Source organism: Synechococcus sp. 65AY6A5 (genome assembly GCF_002760415.1).
Classification (GTDB): Bacteria; Cyanobacteriota; Cyanobacteriia; order Thermostichales; family Thermostichaceae; genus Thermostichus.
The window spans coordinates 2165673-2181512 of the sequence record NZ_AXUW01000001.1; the positions used below are offsets into that span (position 1 = coordinate 2165673).

13 protein-coding genes, 1 tRNA gene and 1 riboswitch are annotated in these 15840 nt (G+C 58.5%); of the genes, 11 read left to right on the top strand and 3 right to left on the bottom strand.

Annotation, left to right across the window (positions count from 1 at the left end):
* A partial coding sequence (locus SYN65AY6A5_RS10270; protein ID WP_099884620.1) for a dihydroorotase occupies positions 1-1198 on the bottom strand: 1198 nt, incomplete at its 3' end.
* Between the two features lie 121 nt (positions 1199-1319).
* Entirely contained in the window at positions 1320-1754 is a 435-nt protein-coding gene (locus SYN65AY6A5_RS10275) for a hypothetical protein (protein WP_099812592.1), read from the bottom strand.
* A 508-nt stretch (positions 1755-2262) separates the two neighbouring features.
* Here SYN65AY6A5_RS10275 and SYN65AY6A5_RS10280 point away from each other — a divergent pair.
* The 11 genes from SYN65AY6A5_RS10280 (at position 2263) to SYN65AY6A5_RS10330 (ending at position 14146) form a co-directional block, all read left to right on the top strand.
* On the top strand, positions 2263-4341 hold the full coding sequence (locus tag SYN65AY6A5_RS10280; RefSeq protein ID WP_099884372.1) for a nitrate reductase: 2079 nt from the start codon (positions 2263-2265) through the stop codon (positions 4339-4341).
* A complete protein-coding gene (locus SYN65AY6A5_RS10285) occupies positions 4338-4811 on the top strand; it encodes a nitrate reductase associated protein (protein WP_011429093.1) in 474 nt (157 codons plus the stop codon). The genes SYN65AY6A5_RS10280 and SYN65AY6A5_RS10285 overlap by 4 nt, the downstream gene beginning before the upstream one ends.
* Complete coding sequence (locus SYN65AY6A5_RS10290) at positions 4789-5952, top strand: molybdopterin molybdotransferase MoeA (protein WP_011429092.1); 1164 nt, start codon at positions 4789-4791, stop codon at positions 5950-5952. Before SYN65AY6A5_RS10285 ends, SYN65AY6A5_RS10290 begins: the two co-directional genes overlap by 23 nt.
* Position 5953: 1 nt before the next feature.
* The gene (moaA, locus tag SYN65AY6A5_RS10295; protein WP_011429091.1) at positions 5954-6892 is read left to right on the top strand and encodes a GTP 3',8-cyclase MoaA; all 939 of its coding nucleotides are present in this window, start codon (positions 5954-5956) and stop codon (positions 6890-6892) included.
* Positions 6893-6896: 4 nt separating this feature from the next.
* The gene (gene moaC / locus SYN65AY6A5_RS10300; protein WP_011429090.1) at positions 6897-7991 is read left to right on the top strand and encodes a cyclic pyranopterin monophosphate synthase MoaC; all 1095 of its coding nucleotides are present in this window, start codon (positions 6897-6899) and stop codon (positions 7989-7991) included.
* On the top strand, positions 7966-8229 hold the full coding sequence (locus SYN65AY6A5_RS10305; RefSeq protein WP_011429089.1) for a MoaD/ThiS family protein: 264 nt from the start codon (positions 7966-7968) through the stop codon (positions 8227-8229). The genes moaC and SYN65AY6A5_RS10305 overlap by 26 nt, the downstream gene beginning before the upstream one ends.
* Positions 8230-8715, top strand: a complete 486-nt coding sequence (locus SYN65AY6A5_RS10310) for a molybdenum cofactor biosynthesis protein MoaE (protein WP_011429088.1) — start codon at positions 8230-8232, stop codon at positions 8713-8715.
* Between the two features lie 33 nt (positions 8716-8748).
* Positions 8749-8823, top strand: a tRNA-Arg gene (locus SYN65AY6A5_RS10315).
* Positions 8824-8837: 14 nt separating this feature from the next.
* A riboswitch (cobalamin riboswitch) is annotated at positions 8838-9043 on the top strand.
* 405 nt (positions 9044-9448) lie between these two features.
* Complete coding sequence (gene metE / locus SYN65AY6A5_RS10320; protein WP_011429087.1) at positions 9449-11692, top strand: 5-methyltetrahydropteroyltriglutamate--homocysteine S-methyltransferase; 2244 nt, start codon at positions 9449-9451, stop codon at positions 11690-11692.
* Positions 11693-11906: 214 nt separating this feature from the next.
* Positions 11907-12899 carry a methyltransferase domain-containing protein gene (locus tag SYN65AY6A5_RS10325; protein WP_011429086.1) on the top strand — a complete coding sequence of 331 codons (993 nt, stop codon included), beginning with the start codon at positions 11907-11909 and terminating at the stop codon, positions 12897-12899.
* Positions 12900-12901: 2 nt separating this feature from the next.
* Complete coding sequence (locus SYN65AY6A5_RS10330; RefSeq protein WP_099812597.1) at positions 12902-14146, top strand: FAD-dependent hydroxylase; 1245 nt, start codon at positions 12902-12904, stop codon at positions 14144-14146.
* Here the strand turns inward: SYN65AY6A5_RS10330 and SYN65AY6A5_RS10335 are convergent.
* Positions 14116-15831 (bottom strand): ATP-binding protein, encoded by a 1716-nt coding sequence (locus SYN65AY6A5_RS10335; RefSeq protein ID WP_041438042.1) that lies wholly within the window; start codon positions 15829-15831, stop codon positions 14116-14118. The genes SYN65AY6A5_RS10330 and SYN65AY6A5_RS10335 overlap by 31 nt on opposite strands.
* Positions 15832-15840: the final 9 nt, after the last annotated feature.

The window sequence follows — 15840 nt, forward strand, 5'->3', positions numbered from 1 at the left end:
TCCAGCCGCATTTGGTCAGCAGCTCTTCCCGCCGCACCGGTTTGGGTGTGTGGCGATCCACCAGCACCAGGTCGGCGTCGTAGCCCACCTGCAGCCGCCCTTTGTTGGGGATCCGGTAGAGGCGGGCCGGCGCCTCACACATCCACTGCACCACCTGCGCCAGCGTGCAGCGGCCCTGCTGCGCTGCAGTCAGCATCAGGGGCAAGGCCGTCTCTACTCCCGGCATACCCGAGGGGGAGTGGGGGTAGGGCTGAGCCTTTTCTTCCAGAGTATGGGGGGCATGGTCAGTGGCAATGCAATCCAGGATCCCGTCGTGCAGCCCCTGCCACAGTTGGGCCAGGTTAGCGGGATCCCGCAGGGGGGGGTTCATCTGGGCCAGGGATCCCAGGCGGGCGTAGTCGGCAGTGCTGAGCAGCAGGTGTTGGGGGGTGACCTCGGCGCTGACCCAGGCGGGCTTGTGCCGGCGCAGCAGCTCCACTTCCAAGCCGGTGGAAAGGTGCAAAATGTGCAGGCGATGGCGATAGCGGGTGGCCAGGTCCAAAGCCCGCCGCGAGGCGATGAGCGCCGCTTCCTCGTCCTGGATTTGCGAGTGAACGGCTACGTCCGTGCGTCCGGCAAAGAGGGCCCGCCGAGCTTGAATCCGCGAGTGATCTTCAGCGTGGACAGCGATAACAAAATGGGGATCCGTCTCGGCAAAGATCTGCTCCAGCACCGCCTGGTCGTCCACCAGCAAGGGACCATGCATGGATCCCATGAAGATCTTGATGCCGCAAGCCCCCTGCACCGTCTGCAGCTCCTTCAAGTTATCGGCGGTAGCGCCGATGAAAAAGCCGTAATTGACCACACACTTGCTGGCGGCCCGGGCCAACTTGTCATCCAGCGTTGCCTGGTCGATCGTCAGCGGGTCAGTGTTGGGCATCTCCAAAAAGCTGGTTACCCCGCCGCGGGCACAGGCCCAGGATCCCGTCTGTAGGTCTTCTTTGTGCTCCCGGCCCGGCTCGCGAAAGTGAACCTGGGGGTCGATCACCCCCGGCATCAGGGTATGGCCCTCGGCGTCGATGACCCTGGCCACCCCTTCTGCAGCCAGATGCTGGCCGATCTCGGCAATCTGCCCGTTTTTCACCAGCACATCTCCCAGCCAGGGATCCCCTTCCGGTACCACCAGCTCGGCATTGCGGATCAGCAGGCTACTGGCCAAAGCTCCGCTTCCCCTTTCACAGGCGCTTTCAAGATAACACCTGTCGAGCAGGTTAAGAACCGGCCAATCGATGGAACAGCTAGTCGGCAGCTCAAGCTCAAGTTGCCCGAGTCTTGTCTTCCTAGCGATAGAGGTTGCAAGAGCTGCGCAGGTCGTAGCCAGAGGCCAAAACCTCTTGCTGGCGATCCCCTAAGCCAAGGTCGCAGCGCAGGAGATCCCCACTAACAGTTGTATGTGTGTGAGACTCAGTCATCCAACGAACGCCGCTTGAGCTGGCAGTGGGAGGAACAACTTCAGGAAGACGATAGTTGGGGGCTTGCCAAGGATCTTGCAAATAGCGATCCCTGTGGATCCCGCCAAATTCAATATCGGCGTAGGCAGGAGGATAAACCATGAAGTCCATTCGGAAAACTTCTGAAGCACCGCCGATAGCTGCTAGAGCTGTCTGGGCTTCTGCAACTCTGGAACGGCGAATGTGGTTAAGAAAATTGGGAATGCTAATAGCAGAGAGAATGCCGACAATTACGATTACCGCCAGCAGCTTGATCAAGGTCATGACGTGCGGAGCTTTAGTTGCTCGACGGCAGAGCATTAGATAGGCTTTATGAAGAGAAAGTCAGCTCATAGCAGCGTCTGCTTCCCCTTTGGAGCGTCAGTATCCAAGTGCAAACGACTCGGGGGCCTTTCTCCCCTATGCAGCTTGATCTCAGATCTCAGGTTGCCCTTTACAGACCTAAAACTTTCCTCGCCTCGTCTAGCGGGACGGAGCCTTTAGGAGCACTCCTTGCCTGTTTCTCCCTTGCTTTGCCTAGAGACCTAACCGCAGTTGGCAGGAGGTGGCTATGCTGCTCAAGCATTCCTCCTATGATGTTTCCGCATAGTGAGGAGCAAAAAGTAACGCAAGCTACAAAAGTTCCAGGTCAATGTCTCTAGGCTGGGGCGTTGGAACTTGTGAGAACCGCGGCAAGGACAGCTAGATAAGCAGGCCTTAGGCCCAACACCCCTAGCTTCTTTCCCTACGGCCGCCTTGCCCACACCAAGCCAAGTAACAACAGAGGGGGAACATGGATAACGTACGCAGCCTTTGTCCCTACTGTGGGGTTGGTTGTGGCCTAGAAATTCTGGCCGACGGCACAAAAATTCGCGGCGATCGAGCTCATCCGTCCAGCCAGGGCATGGTTTGCGTTAAGGGTGCGACTCTCCTGGAAACCCTCGATTGCAATCGGGCTACGGTGCCTCTCTATCGCCCTAGCCTCAGCGAGGATTTCCAGCCGGTGAGCTGGGATCAAGCGCTGGATTTAATTGTCGAGCGCATTCGCCAGACCTCTCCCGAAAGGATTGCCATCTACGGCTCAGGGCAGTTGCTAACCGAAGATTACTACATTGCCCAAAAGCTACTTAAGGGGTGTCTAGGAAGCAATAACTTCGACAGCAATTCCCGCCTCTGCATGTCTTCTGCCGTAGAGGGCTACAGCCAGAGTCTCGGCTCGGACGGCCCCCCCTGTAGCTACACGGATCTCGATAGCTGCGAGCTGACTTTTTTGATCGGCACCAATACCGCTGAATGCCACCCAATTCTGTTCAATCGCTTGCGCAAGCGCCACAAAAGCGACCCAAGCCTAAAGATTGTTGTGGTGGATCCCCGTCGTACGCAGACGGCTGAGGAGGCCGATTTGTATCTGAGGATTACTCCAGGTAGCGATATTGACTTGCTCAATGGCATTGCTCACCTACTCATTCAGTGGGGCGCCATCAACCATGACTTCATTGCCCAGCACACCGAAGGCTTTGAAGCCTATGCTGCCCTGGTTGCCGACTACACCCCTGAGCAAGTAGCCAGCCGCTGTGGCCTAGAAGTTGAGGAGGTACTTGCTGTTGCGCGACTGTGGCAGCAGTCGCAGAAAACGCTTTCCATGTGGTCGATGGGGCTTAACCAGTCCAGCGAAGGCACGGCCAAGGTGACCAGCCTCATCAATCTCCATTTGCTCACCGGCCAGATAGGGTTTGCAGGGGCAGGGCCCTTTTCGCTAACAGGTCAGCCCAATGCTATGGGCGGTCGAGAAGCGGGCGGCTTGGCACATCTATTGCCCGGCTACCGCAAGGTTACGAATCCAGAGGATCGGGCAGCAGTGGAGCAGCACTGGCAGCTTGGCCCAATTAACCCTGAACCTGGCCTTGATGCGCTGGGGATGATCCGTGCCCTCGAAGCCGATGCCCTCGATATTTTGTGGATTGCCGCCACCAATCCCCTGGTGAGCCTGCCTGATCTACGTCGGGTAGAAGCAGCTCTGGCGCGGTCGCCCTTTACGATTGTCCAAGACGCCTACTTCCCCACCGAAAGCACTGCCTATGCCCATCTGGTACTCCCTGCTGCCCAGTGGGGCGAAAAGACAGGCACCATGACCAATTCGGAGCGCCGCGTTACCCTCTGTCCAGCTTGGCGTAACCCTCCTGGTGAAGCGCGGGCTGATTGGGAAATTTGGGCGGAAGTAGGCCGCCGCCTGGGCTTTGCCAAGGCATTTGACTTTGCCGATAGCGCTGAGGTCTTTGCCGAATATGTGGGTCTAACTGCCGGGCGTCTCTGCGATCAGTCTGGCCTCAGCCATGAGCTCCTGCGCCAGGGGCCTCAGCAATGGCCATATCCGCGCACAGGTTCAGTGGAGACCCGCAACCTCTATACCGATCACCGTTTCCCAACGCCCACAGGTCGTGCCCGCTTTATCCCCAGCCATTCCCGCGGCCTTGCCGAGCCGCCCGACCCTGAATATCCCTACATCCTCACCACAGGACGTCTCTATGGCCATTGGCACACCCAAACCCGCACTGGACATGTCGCCAAAATCCGAGCAATGCACCCCCAACCCTTTCTCGAAATCCATCCCCGCGATGCCAGCAAGGTAGGGCTAACTGAGGGTGACTGGGTGAGGATTGAATCACGGCGCGGCAAGGCTACCCTGCCGGTTAAAATTACCTGCGCCATCAGCCCTGGCACAGTGTTCATGCCCATGCACTGGGGGGCATTGTGGGGCAATGATACAAGCTGTAACGCTCTCACCCACCCGGTTGCCTGCCCCAGCTCAAAGCAACCTGAACTCAAAGCCTGTGCCGTCAAGCTTAGTCGCATCGAGCGGCCACCAAAATGATCTTTAAGTTTGAGCAAGACTTTGCCGACAGCCTTCGCTGCATTCCCATGATCGTGCGCTTAAAGCTCGATCAGTGCGGCATCAAGCTCAAGTTACATCAGTGGCTGCGTTTTAGTTACCAGCAGCGCCAAAGTTTGGTTGACCTGCCAACGGATACTGCTGACAACCGAGCTGCCTACCGCGCCTACCTAATTCACCTTATCGAAAGTGTCTGCCAAGAGCAGGCCGCTGAGGTAACTGTTGATCCAAACCCTGCCTGGGAAGACGCTACCACCATCCCTGACTGCGTTCTTGAGCAGGCGGCAGCCAAGGGGGTCGTGCTGACTCTTGAGCTATGGCAAAAGCTGACCCCGTTGCAGCGCTTTGCCCTCATTAAGCTCAGTCGCCCTGGCCACGAAAACCGCAATTTCCTACCCGCCTTTCAGGAATTTTCCGCACCCCACACCTATGGTCACTGTCCAGGAAGCTGAAGCCATTATTAAAGACCACTGGCTGCCAGCCAAAACCGAGTCGATCCCGATTGCAAGCTGTGTGGGCCGGGTTTTGGCAGAGCCGATCTACGCCGATCGGGACTACCCGCCAATTAACCGGGTCCTGATGGACGGTATCGCCATCAACTATGCCGCTTATGCTGCTGGGCAGCGAAGCTTTGCTGTTGCAGGCATAGCCCCTGCGGGGACAAGCCCTGCCACCCTGCCCGATCCGCAGCAGTGCTTGGAAGTGATGACTGGCTGTGCCCTGCCGCTGGGTAGTGATCTCGTCATTCCCTACGAGCAAATTCGTATCGAGGGAGGAATTGCCACCATCACCCAGGAAGTCGAACGCAACAGGGGTGATTTTGTTCATCCCCAAGGTAGCGATTGTTCTGCAGGAGCGCTGGTTCTCCGCCCCGGCATTACCCTCAAGAGCATCCACGTCGGGATCTTGGCCTCCTTTGGCTACAGCCGCATCCAAGTTGAGAGGACTCCTCGCATCAAAGTTGTGGCAACTGGCAGCGAATTGATTCCCATTGAGCAAACCCCTGCACCCTACCAACTGCGGCGCTCCAACGCTGAGGCCCTCCGAGCGGCTCTTCTTGCCTACGGGTATACCGAGGTTGAGACCGATCACCTTCCGGACGATCCTGCTGCCATTGCCACCCACTACCAAGCCAATACCCCAAACTACGACCTCTTGATTTACTCTGGGGGTGTTTCAAGGGGAAAGTGTGACTACTTGCCGGCCATCTGGCAAAGCTGTGGTGTTACTGCCTACATCCACGGCGTGGCGCAAAAGCCAGGCAAGCCAATGTGGTTTGGCATCGACCATCAGGCCAATACTATAGTTTGGGGCCTCCCAGGCAACCCCATCTCAGCTCTTGTATGTTTGCATCGTTATCTCCTCAACCGTAACACTGACTCTGGGCACCTAAGTGAAGTCATTACCTTCAAACCCAATCTCACTCTTTTTGTGCCCGTTAAGATGAGCGCCAACCGAGTCTTTACACCGATTATGCCTAACAACTCCGGAGACTTCATCGCTCTAACAGACAGCGATGGCTTTGTAGAGTTACCCCCGGCTCAAACTATCCTCAGCCCCGAGCAAAGCATCCAATTCTATCCGTGGTACTAAGATGCAGCTAGTGGATCAATGGAATCGTCGCATTCGCAAGCTAAGGGTTTCTCTAACCGATCAATGCAACCTTCGCTGCCGCTACTGCATGCCTTTGCATCCAGAATTTCTGGACAAAAGTAGCTACTTAACTCCGCAGCAATACAAAGAAATTATTGGCGAGTTGCTGGACTATGGCATTGAAGAAGTTCGCATTACAGGTGGTGAGCCTCTGGTTCGGCAAGACTTTGATGAAGTCATTCAGGAACTTGCCAAGCTGAAGATCCCGTCCCTCAGCCTAACAACCAATGGCCTGCTGCTCCACCGCTACTGGGACGTTCTCAAGGCTGCCAACGTTCTCAACCTTAATGTTAGCCTCGATAGCCTACAGCCCTCCACCCAAGCTGCAATTGCCCGTCGCGACTGCCTGGCGGATATTCTCCGTAATATCCAGGAGGGTATTGCCCGGGGATTTAGCCTCAAAGTCAATACGGTTGTAATGCGGGGGATCAACGATTGCGAGCTATTTGATTTCGTTGAGTTTGCCCGCAAGACAGGCGTGACAGTTCGCTTTCTGGAGCTGATGCGGGTCGGCTATGCCAACTCTCTCTATGAAGAACACTACGTTTCAGCACAAGAGTGCATTGCCCGTCTGCAAGAACGCTATACTCTAACCCCCCTTCCAGCGGCACCTGATTCGACAGCGTTTTACTTTACAATCGACGAGAATGTTAAAGTTGGATTTATTGCCTCTGAGTCTCAGCCCTTCTGCAGCAGCTGTTCCCGGTGGCGCTTGACAGCTGATGGTCGTCTCTTTGCCTGCCTATTTAGTGAGGAGGGTCTCTCGGTTCGAGACAAAACACCAGGCCAACGTCAGCAAATTTACCAGCAGCTTTTGGGGATGAAACCACTGCGCCGGGTTGAGCAGGTCTCACACCCAATGTACGGCTTAGGGGGCTAGCTCTATGGACAAAGCTGATCGTACATGGGCCCATCTTAATGCTCAAGGCCATCCGCATATGGTAGATATTAGCCACAAATCGGTGTCTTTGCGAACGGCCACAGCACGGGCAAGAGTTCAACTGCCACCTGCTCTCAGATCCTATGTTGTTGGCCAAGATATCCACCTGAAAAAAGGACCGGTATTTCAGACAGCAACCATTGCCGGTACAATGGCTGTTAAAAGAACTGACCAACTGATCCCCTTTTGTCATCAGATCCCTGTTGAAGACTGCACCTTTGATATCACAATTGATGATCACTTGCTTGTAACCATCCACTGCACTGTCAAGACCAGCGCTAAGACAGGGGTTGAAATGGAAGCTCTCTGTGGTGCGGCAACAGCAGCGCTGACAATCTATGACATGTGCAAGTCGGTGTCGCCCCATATCTGCATCCAGGAGACCCGCCTAGTAACTAAGTCCGGCGGCAAAAACGCCCTCCTGGAACGTCCCCTCTATGGCTTGGTGCTCACAGGGGGACGTAGCAAGCGCATGGGTCGCGATAAAGCGCTGCTGAACCCTTTTGGCAAACCCCACGCCGCCTATCTCTATGAACTGCTGCAGCCCTACTGCCAGCAGGTTTACTTGTCAGCGCGTGCCGGTCAGTGGTCGGGCACAGCTCTAGAGCTCTTGCCCACACTACCAGATCTAGTAGAAAGCGTTGGCCCGATCAGTGGCCTATTGACTGCCTTGAATACTCATCCTGAAGCTAACTGGTTGGTTGTTGCCTGTGATCTACTGAACCTTCGGTCAGAAACAATCCAAAAGCTGCTGGATCACTACCAAGCCGAAACAATCGCAACTTGCTATGTTAACCCCGAGCGCGGCTTCCCGGAAGCTCTTTGCGCCATCTATACTCCTCAAGCTGCAGCGGTACTAGAAAGGGCTTACGCGGAAGGGGTGTACTGCCCTGTGGAAATCCTCAGCAGGCAGCCCTGCACCCTAGTTACCCCCAACCATGAGGTCGAGCTCATGAACGTCAATACCGCCGAGGAGTATGCCACTTTCCAATCAGTTTGGGGTAGTTGCAGCCATGGTAACTCAATCTGTCCTAAGTAAGACCGTAACAATTCAATATGTAGCAGTGCTGCGGGAACAGGCTCAGCGGAGCAGCGAAGTGCTGCAAACCAGTGCAGCAAACTACCTAGAGCTCTATCAGCAGCTGCAAGCAAAGTATGGATTTTCGCTAGCAGCGGAGGACGTTAAGGTTGCTGTCAATCATGAGTTCTGTGACTTGACTAGGCCGATAGATGAAGGTGCCTTGGTAGTTTTCATTCCACCAGTTTGTGGGGGCTAAATGCTGCGTTTTCTAATTGTGGATAGCACCATCCAGCCAGCTGAACTCAGTCGTTTGCTCGTCAATAACACAGCGGGTGCCTTAGTAACCTTCGAGGGCTGGGTACGCAACCACAGCCAGGGCAAACCTGTTCTCAGCTTGGAGTACGAAGTCTACGAGATCCTTGCCCAGAAGGAGGGCGAGAAGATCCTCCGAGAAGCCCACGCCAAGTTTGGCCTCTGCGGTGCTGTTGCCTGTCACCGCCAGGGTCATCTTGCAATTGGTGATATTGCGGTTTGGGTTGGTGCTACAGCTGAACATCGCGGCGCCGCTTTTGCTGGAGCACGTTACATCATTGATGCAATCAAGGAGCGCTTGCCCATTTGGAAAAAAGAGTACTACTGGGGTGAGCCGCCGCGTTGGGTTTTGTGTCAGAAAGCAAAGCCTTTGTTCCAGCAATTCCATAAGAACGCTATTGCTCGGCAGCCTTGCGGCGATACCCCCTAGCCTCTCTGCTAGTATCAGTGAGGTACCTGACCTGGGGCTGTAGCTCAGCCTGGATAGAGCAAGCGCCTCCTAAGCGCTAGGTCGGCGGTTCAAATCCGCCCAGTCCCGCTAAAACCAGTGATAGGATAAAGTCTACTGTCGGTTCTGACGGGGATCAGCCGTCAGAGGCAACGGGGAAAGTGCAGTGAGAATCTGCCGCTGTCCCGCAGCTGTGAGCCGGTTTTGGACTTGGGATCCCTAGTTCGTTGTTGCAAGAGGCCTTGAGACGCAAGCCAGCCCCTCCAAAACTGAGCAAGTCAGAATGCCCGCCGGCGGTTTTTCCACAGTTCACCATATCTGCGAGGTACAGATATGCTCCCCATTTTGACGTTAGCCCGTTCCCGTCTCGAAGTTTTTTCATCGGCCTGCTTACGGATTTTCGACGCTCTCGGATCGTAGGCACTCAGTCAAAAGCGCGGACAAGAGAGCTGAGCAGTTAGCTCAGGGGCAGCTAGGAGGACGGTTGCTCGCTTTGGTTGCACAAAAGAGTCCTCTGGGCATCCCCCTGTGCAGAGTGGGCAAGCCGCCAGGGTGAAGGAACGCCTTGACAGCTCCGGCAGGTTTCCTGGCCTAGGGAAAACCTTCTGCCGGGATGCCACCGATAGGCATGTCGGCGGCCATCTCTTGCTGCCTAGGTTGGATGACAACTGGCGGCAACCTCAATTACCGAATTCGATTCAGGACAAGGTACCTTATGGCCATTGAAACTCAAACCCTAGGCTATGCCCGCATGGGCAAGCGCCGCGAGCTGAAGAAAGCCCTGGAGGCCTTTTGGGGCGGCACCCTGGAGGCGGAAGCCTTGTTGGCGACGCTGCAGGATCTGGAGAGTCAGGCCTGGCGAACCCAGCGACAGGCCAACCTCGACCACATTGCCGTAGGAGATCAAACCCTCTACGACCACGTTTTGGACTGGGCCACCTGGCTGGGGCTGATTCCCTCCCGGTTTCAGAGCTTATCAGGCCTGGAGCGCTACTTTGCCATGGCGCGGGGGCAGGAGGGGCTGCCGGCCTTGGAAATGACCAAGTGGTTTGACACCAACTACCACTACCTGGTGCCGGAAATTGAGGCCGACGCGATCCCTCAGGCCCATTTCGACGACTTCCTGGCCACGGTGCGACGGGCGCAAGGGATCCTAGGAAACCGCACCAGCCCCGTCCTCCTCAGTCCGGTTACCCTTCTTGCTCTAAGCCAGCGCTCTGGCGAGTTGCGGGGGGATCTGGAGAAGCTGCTTCCTCTCTACAGAGAACTCTTGCAGGAGCTGCAGCGCCTGGGGATCCGGGAAGTGCAAGTCCATGAGCCCATCTTGGTGACCAGCGAAGGCAAAAGTCTTCAGGAAGCGGTGGAGCAGACCTACCGCTGGCTTGCAAGCGTGGGGATCCCTCTCCACCTGGTTACCTACTTTGACGACTTGGGGGAGACTTACCCCTGGGCGGTGGAGCTTCCGGTAGCTGGCCTCAGCCTCGACTTCACCCGCGGCCACAACCTGGAACTGGTCAGAGCCCACGGCTTCCCCGCCGACAAGATCCTGGGGGCGGGGGTAGTGGACGGGCGCAACATCTGGCAGATCCAGCCCAAAGCCGTTCTGGCCACTCTGCAAGAGCTGCAAGCCCTAGCCCCCAACCTGCGGGTGCAGCCTTCTTGCTCGCTCCAATTTGTGCCCCACGACGCTGCTCTGGAAACCCACCTGCCAGAGCCTTTGCGCAATGTTCTCAGCTTTGCCGAGCAGAAGCTGGCCGAGGTGGTTCTGCTGGCCCGCACCCTCAACGGCGAAGACACCGCCGCCCAGCAGCAGGAGCTGGAGCAGCAGTGGCAGGCCTTCCAGGACTTCAATCCCCCCAACTCTACAGTGCGCCAGGCCTTGGCCAACCTGACGGCGCAGGACTTCCAGCGCTCCCTTCCCTACGAGCAGCGTATAGGCCGGCAGGTCAAGCTGCCACCGCTGCCGACCACCACCATCGGCTCTTTTCCCCAAACCCCCGAAGTCCGGCAGTGGCGGGTCAAGTACAAAAAGGGCGAGATCTCCCAGGCCGAATACGAAGCTGCCATCGACGCCGAAATTGCCAAGTGCATCCGCATCCAAGAAGAAATTGGCCTGGATGTGCTGGTGCATGGTGAGTTCGAGCGCACCGACATGGTGGAATACTTCGCCCAACAACTGCAGGGCTTTGCCTTTACCGAGCACGGCTGGGTGCAGAGCTATGGCAGCCGCTGCGTGCGTCCCCCCATTCTCTACGGCGACGTGTCTCGCCCTCGCCCCATGACGGTGCGGGAGTTCAAGGTGGCCCAATCTCTGACTCAAAAGCCGGTCAAGGGGATGCTGACAGGGCCGGTAACCATGCTCAACTGGTCCTTCCCCCGCGTTGACGTTTCCCGTCGCGAGCAGGCCCTGCAAATTGCCCTGGCCCTGCGGGCAGAGGTGGCCGACTTGGAAGCTGCCGGAGCCGCGATGGTGCAGGTGGACGAGCCAGCGCTGCGAGAGGGGCTGCCCTTGAAAAAAGAGCGCTGGCCAGAATACTTAAGTTGGGCGGTGGAGGCCTTCCGCCTGACTACCGCTGGCGCCAAGCCCGAAACCCAGATCCACACCCACATGTGCTACTCGGAGTTCGGGGACATCATCGAGCACATCGAGCGTCTGGATGCCGACGTCCTCTCCATCGAAAACAGCCGCAGCAGCAACAAAACCTTGCTGCAGATTGCCCAAGCCGGCTATCGCCACCAGGTAGGCAACGGCGTTTACGACGTTCACAGCCCGGCGGTGCCCGACACCGAGCAGATTCTCCGGCAACTGCGCCTGGGAGTGGCCCACTTGCCGCTAGAGCAAACCTGGGTCAACCCCGACTGCGGCCTAAAAACCCGCCGCTGGGAGGAAGTGATCCCTGCCCTGAAAAACATGGTGGCAGCCACTCAGCGTCTAAGGGAGGAGCTCCAGGCCACCTAGCCCCCGGCAAGGTTGCTCAGGCCAGCGTCTCCTCCGCGGGCAACCGTGCGGCTACGACACTCCTAGGCCGCCTTGCGGCTGGCAAATAGGGCAAGATGAGAGTGGGGCTTTGCTCCGCTGGATCAACGGAGGCCAGAAGGGATCCCCGCTGTGTCTGTTGCCACCGCAGCAACAATCATCAATTGCCATCTCTAGCCATCTCAAGGTAGTTCTAATGAATCCAACACTCTGGGTTTTTTGGGGCCTAGTCCTGCTCCTAGCTATAGGATTGGGAGCCTACCTGTTGACCGCCCGCAAGTACCGCTCTCCTGAATCGGTAGCCCGCGCCTACGACGAATGGACGCGAGACGGGATCCTGGAGTTCTACTGGGGCGAGCATATTCACCTGGGCCACTACGGATCCCCGCCGCGGCGGAAGAACTTCATCCAGGCCAAGCACGACTTTGTCCACGAGATGGTGCGCTGGGGCGGGCTGGATCGGCTGCCGCCGGGGACGACGGTGTTGGATGTGGGCTGCGGCATTGGCGGTAGTTGTCGCATCTTGGCCCGCGACTATGGCTTTGTGGTGACCGGCATCACCATCAGCCCGCAGCAGGTGCAGCGGGCCCAGGAGCTCACCCCCCCCGATCTGCCCGTCCGGTTTCAGGTGGCCGACGCCCTCAACCTGCCCTTCCCCGACGCCAGCTTTGATGTGGTCTGGTCCATCGAGGCGGGGCCCCACATGCCGGACAAGGCTCGCTACGCCAGCGAGATGCTGCGGGTGCTCAAGCCAGGCGGCATCTTGGTGGTGGCGGACTGGAACCAGCGCGACGACCGTCAAAAGCCCCTCAACTTCTGGGAGCGGCTGGTGATGCGGCAGTTGTTGGATCAGTGGTCGCACCCCGCCTTTTCCAGCATCGAGGGGTTTGCCGAACAGTTGCAAGCCACGGGCCTGGTGGAAGGACAGGTGCAAACTGCCGACTGGACGCAAGAAACTCTTCCTTCTTGGCTGGATTCCATCTGGCAGGGGGTTGTCCGTCCCGAAGGGTTGCTGAAGTTTGGCTTGGTGGGCTTGATCAAGTCGCTGCGGGAGGTGCCCACTTTCTTGCTCATGCGCCTGGCCTTCGGCACTGGCCTCTGCCGCTTTGGCATGTTCCGAGCGGTGCGGGCCGCCACGCCGGCAAACTCCGCCCGCCCAGAAGTAGTTGCCCACAGCACTCAGCACTAGAAATGACAACCCTTGCTCCCACTCCGACTACCTTGGCAGCCGTTTACGACGTGATCATCGTCGGCGGCGGCATTGCGGGCTTGACCCTAGCTTGTGCCCTGCAGGGATCCGGCCTGCGCTTGGCCCTCATTGAGGCCCAGTCGGCTGAGGCAGTCAGGCAGCGCCCCTTGGCCTATGCCCTTTCGCCGTTGTCGATCCGCATCTTTCGGGCCATCGGGGTGTGGGAGGCGCTGGCTCCCCACATCACACCCTTTGCCCAGGTGATTCTGACCGACGCCGACGCTCCCCAGCGGGTGACGTTTAGGCCGGAGGATGTGGGGGAAACGGCAGTTTTCTACTGCGGCGAACATGCTCGGCTGCAGCAGGTGCTCCAGGAGCGGGTGGCTGCCGATCCCCAGATCACCTGCTACTACGAAGCCAGGGTGGAGAGCGTAACCTACGGGGAGGCTGCGGCTGAGGTAGAGCTGGAAACGACCCAAGGCCGCCGCCGGCTGGCCGCCTCCCTGGTGGTAGCCGCCGATGGCCTGCGCTCCCAAGTGCGCCAGCGGGCAGGGATCCCGAGCGACGGCTGGGACTACTGGCAGTCGTGTATCACCGCCCTGGTGGCCCCTGCCCAAGACCACCAAAACGTCGCCTACGAGCGCTTTTGGCCTGCCGGCCCCTTCGCCATCCTGCCCCTGCCCGGCAACCGCTGCCAGGTGGTCTGGATCCTGCCCCACGAGCAGGCCAAGGCCACGCTGGCCCTTTCCCAGGCCGACTTCTTGGCCGAGATGCAGCGCTACTACGGCGACCAGGGCGGCTACCTTACCTTGCTGAACCCGCCCCAAGTCTTCCCGGCCCGCCTGCGCCAGAGCCGCCGCTACTATCAGCACCGCCTGGCTTTGGTGGGGGACGCCGCTCACCACTGTCATCCCGTAGCTGGCCAAGGGCTGAACCTCGGCATCCGCGATGCCGCTGCCTTGGCCCAAGTGTTGCTGGACGCCTGGAGACGACAGGAGGATTTGGGAGAGGTCCAAGTCCTGCGGCGCTACGGTCGCCGTCGCCGCTGGGAAAACTGGGTGGTGTTGCTCTTTACGGATCTCCTCACCCGCACTTTCTCCAACTCCTACTGGCCCCTGGTGGTCTTGCGGCGCTTGGTTTTGATAGGGATGATACGCTTTCCGCCGCTGCGGCGCTTTTTGCTGCGCCTGATGACCGGGCTGTGGGGCAGCCCTCCCTACAGCCCCAGTTCCTCCTTGGCCTTCTGAGCTGCCCAAAGCACCTCCGCATCGGCGGCCTCTGACCAATCGGGATCGGCGATCTCGGCGTAGAACCTCTGGTCGTAGGAGCGGGTTTGCACCACCACCGGCATGGGCACGGCATGGCCGAGAACCAGGGCCTGCTGTTTGGAATCCAGCTTGGCCAGCACCGTTTTCAAGTTCTGGCTGCCGGCTACACCCGTGAACACAGCCTCGATATCTTGGTCATCGTTGAGAAGGGCCGTGATGCGGGTGCCCAACTGCGACATCACCTCGCGGTCGAGACTGGAAGGGCGCTGATCCACCACCAGCAGCGTCACAAAGTACTTGCGCATCTCGCGGGCGATGGTGCCGAAAATGGTCTGCTTGGCCGCCCGCGGATCCAGAAAGCGGTGCGCTTCCTCGATGGTGATGCACAGTTGCCGGGGCCGGTCGAGGGGATTTTTGGACTGCAAGTACCGCTCCGTCTGCTGCACATAGGCCTGGTGAATGCGGCGGGTGATGACGTTGGCCGCCAACATGTAGGAGAGCAGGTTGGACTGGGATCCGAACTCGATGACCACGTGAATGCCGCGGCTGAGGGCCTCCAGGATCTCGCCGATGTAGTTGTGGGGCAGGCTGTTGCGGATGTACTTGAGGTCGTCGAGACGGGTGAGCTTGCGCTGCAGGGCCAGGATCGAGGCCTTGTTGCCCATTTTTTGCTCGCAAAACTCCTGAATCTCGGCGTTGGAAAGGCTCAAAAGACGGCTGATCCAGTCGCGGCCAAACTCGTTGCGCAGGATAATGGCGTTTTCCAGACTGGCCTCGGAGAGGTTGAGCTCCTCTGCCAACAGCGCCAGATCCTCCACCTCGATCTGGTTGTAGGCAATAAACAGCTCGCGGGCATCCCGCACCCCTCGCCGCCGCGTGGAATCGGGATCCAAGGTATAGATTTGCACCTGGCCGGGGAAGAGCTGCCGCAGCCCCTTGACGGTGGTGGCCTGCCTATCCTCGCTGGCCGCCTCCCAGCCATACTCAGAGTGCATATCAAAAACCAGGTTTACCGCCGCCCGTTTGCGGATGATGCCCGCCAGGATCAGGCGGGCCAAAAAGGATTTGCCGGTACCGGACTTGCCGAAGATGCCGTTGCTGCGCTCCACCCAGCGATCCAGATCCAGACAAATGGGCACCGCCATGTCCAAGGGTTGGCCGATGGCGAAGTTGCGCCGAGTGGGGTCGTCTTCCCAGCCGAAGACGGTGCGAAAGTCCAGCTCCCGCGCCTCGTACACCTGGGAAAAGTGGGCCGGCACCGTTTTCACCGGCAACAGCTCCATCGCCTCGGCAGCAGGAGGGGCTGAGCCGCAGTCGTCTGGCCGCTTGGGATCGATGAGGGGATACAGCCTCTCTGCTTCCGTCTGCCGCGGCACCAGCATCAGCATGGGCGTGAGGGCGATAACCCCGTAGGTGCCGGTACCCGCCAGCACCTCCTGCAGCAGGGTCTCTTCCGGGCGGGGGGGATTGACCAAGATCTGCGGGTTGCTGGTTGCTAAGGTAACGTCGGTGAGCAGGCCGAAGAAGCGGTGGCGCTCCCCCTGGATCACCACAAACTTGCCCACCCGCAGGTCTTCTACCGAGACACCGGGGTTGAGGCGAGCTTCCAAGCCCCGACTCAGGGATCCCTGGATGACGGTGGCTAGCGGTTGGGGAGCGGTCATGGCGGTGAG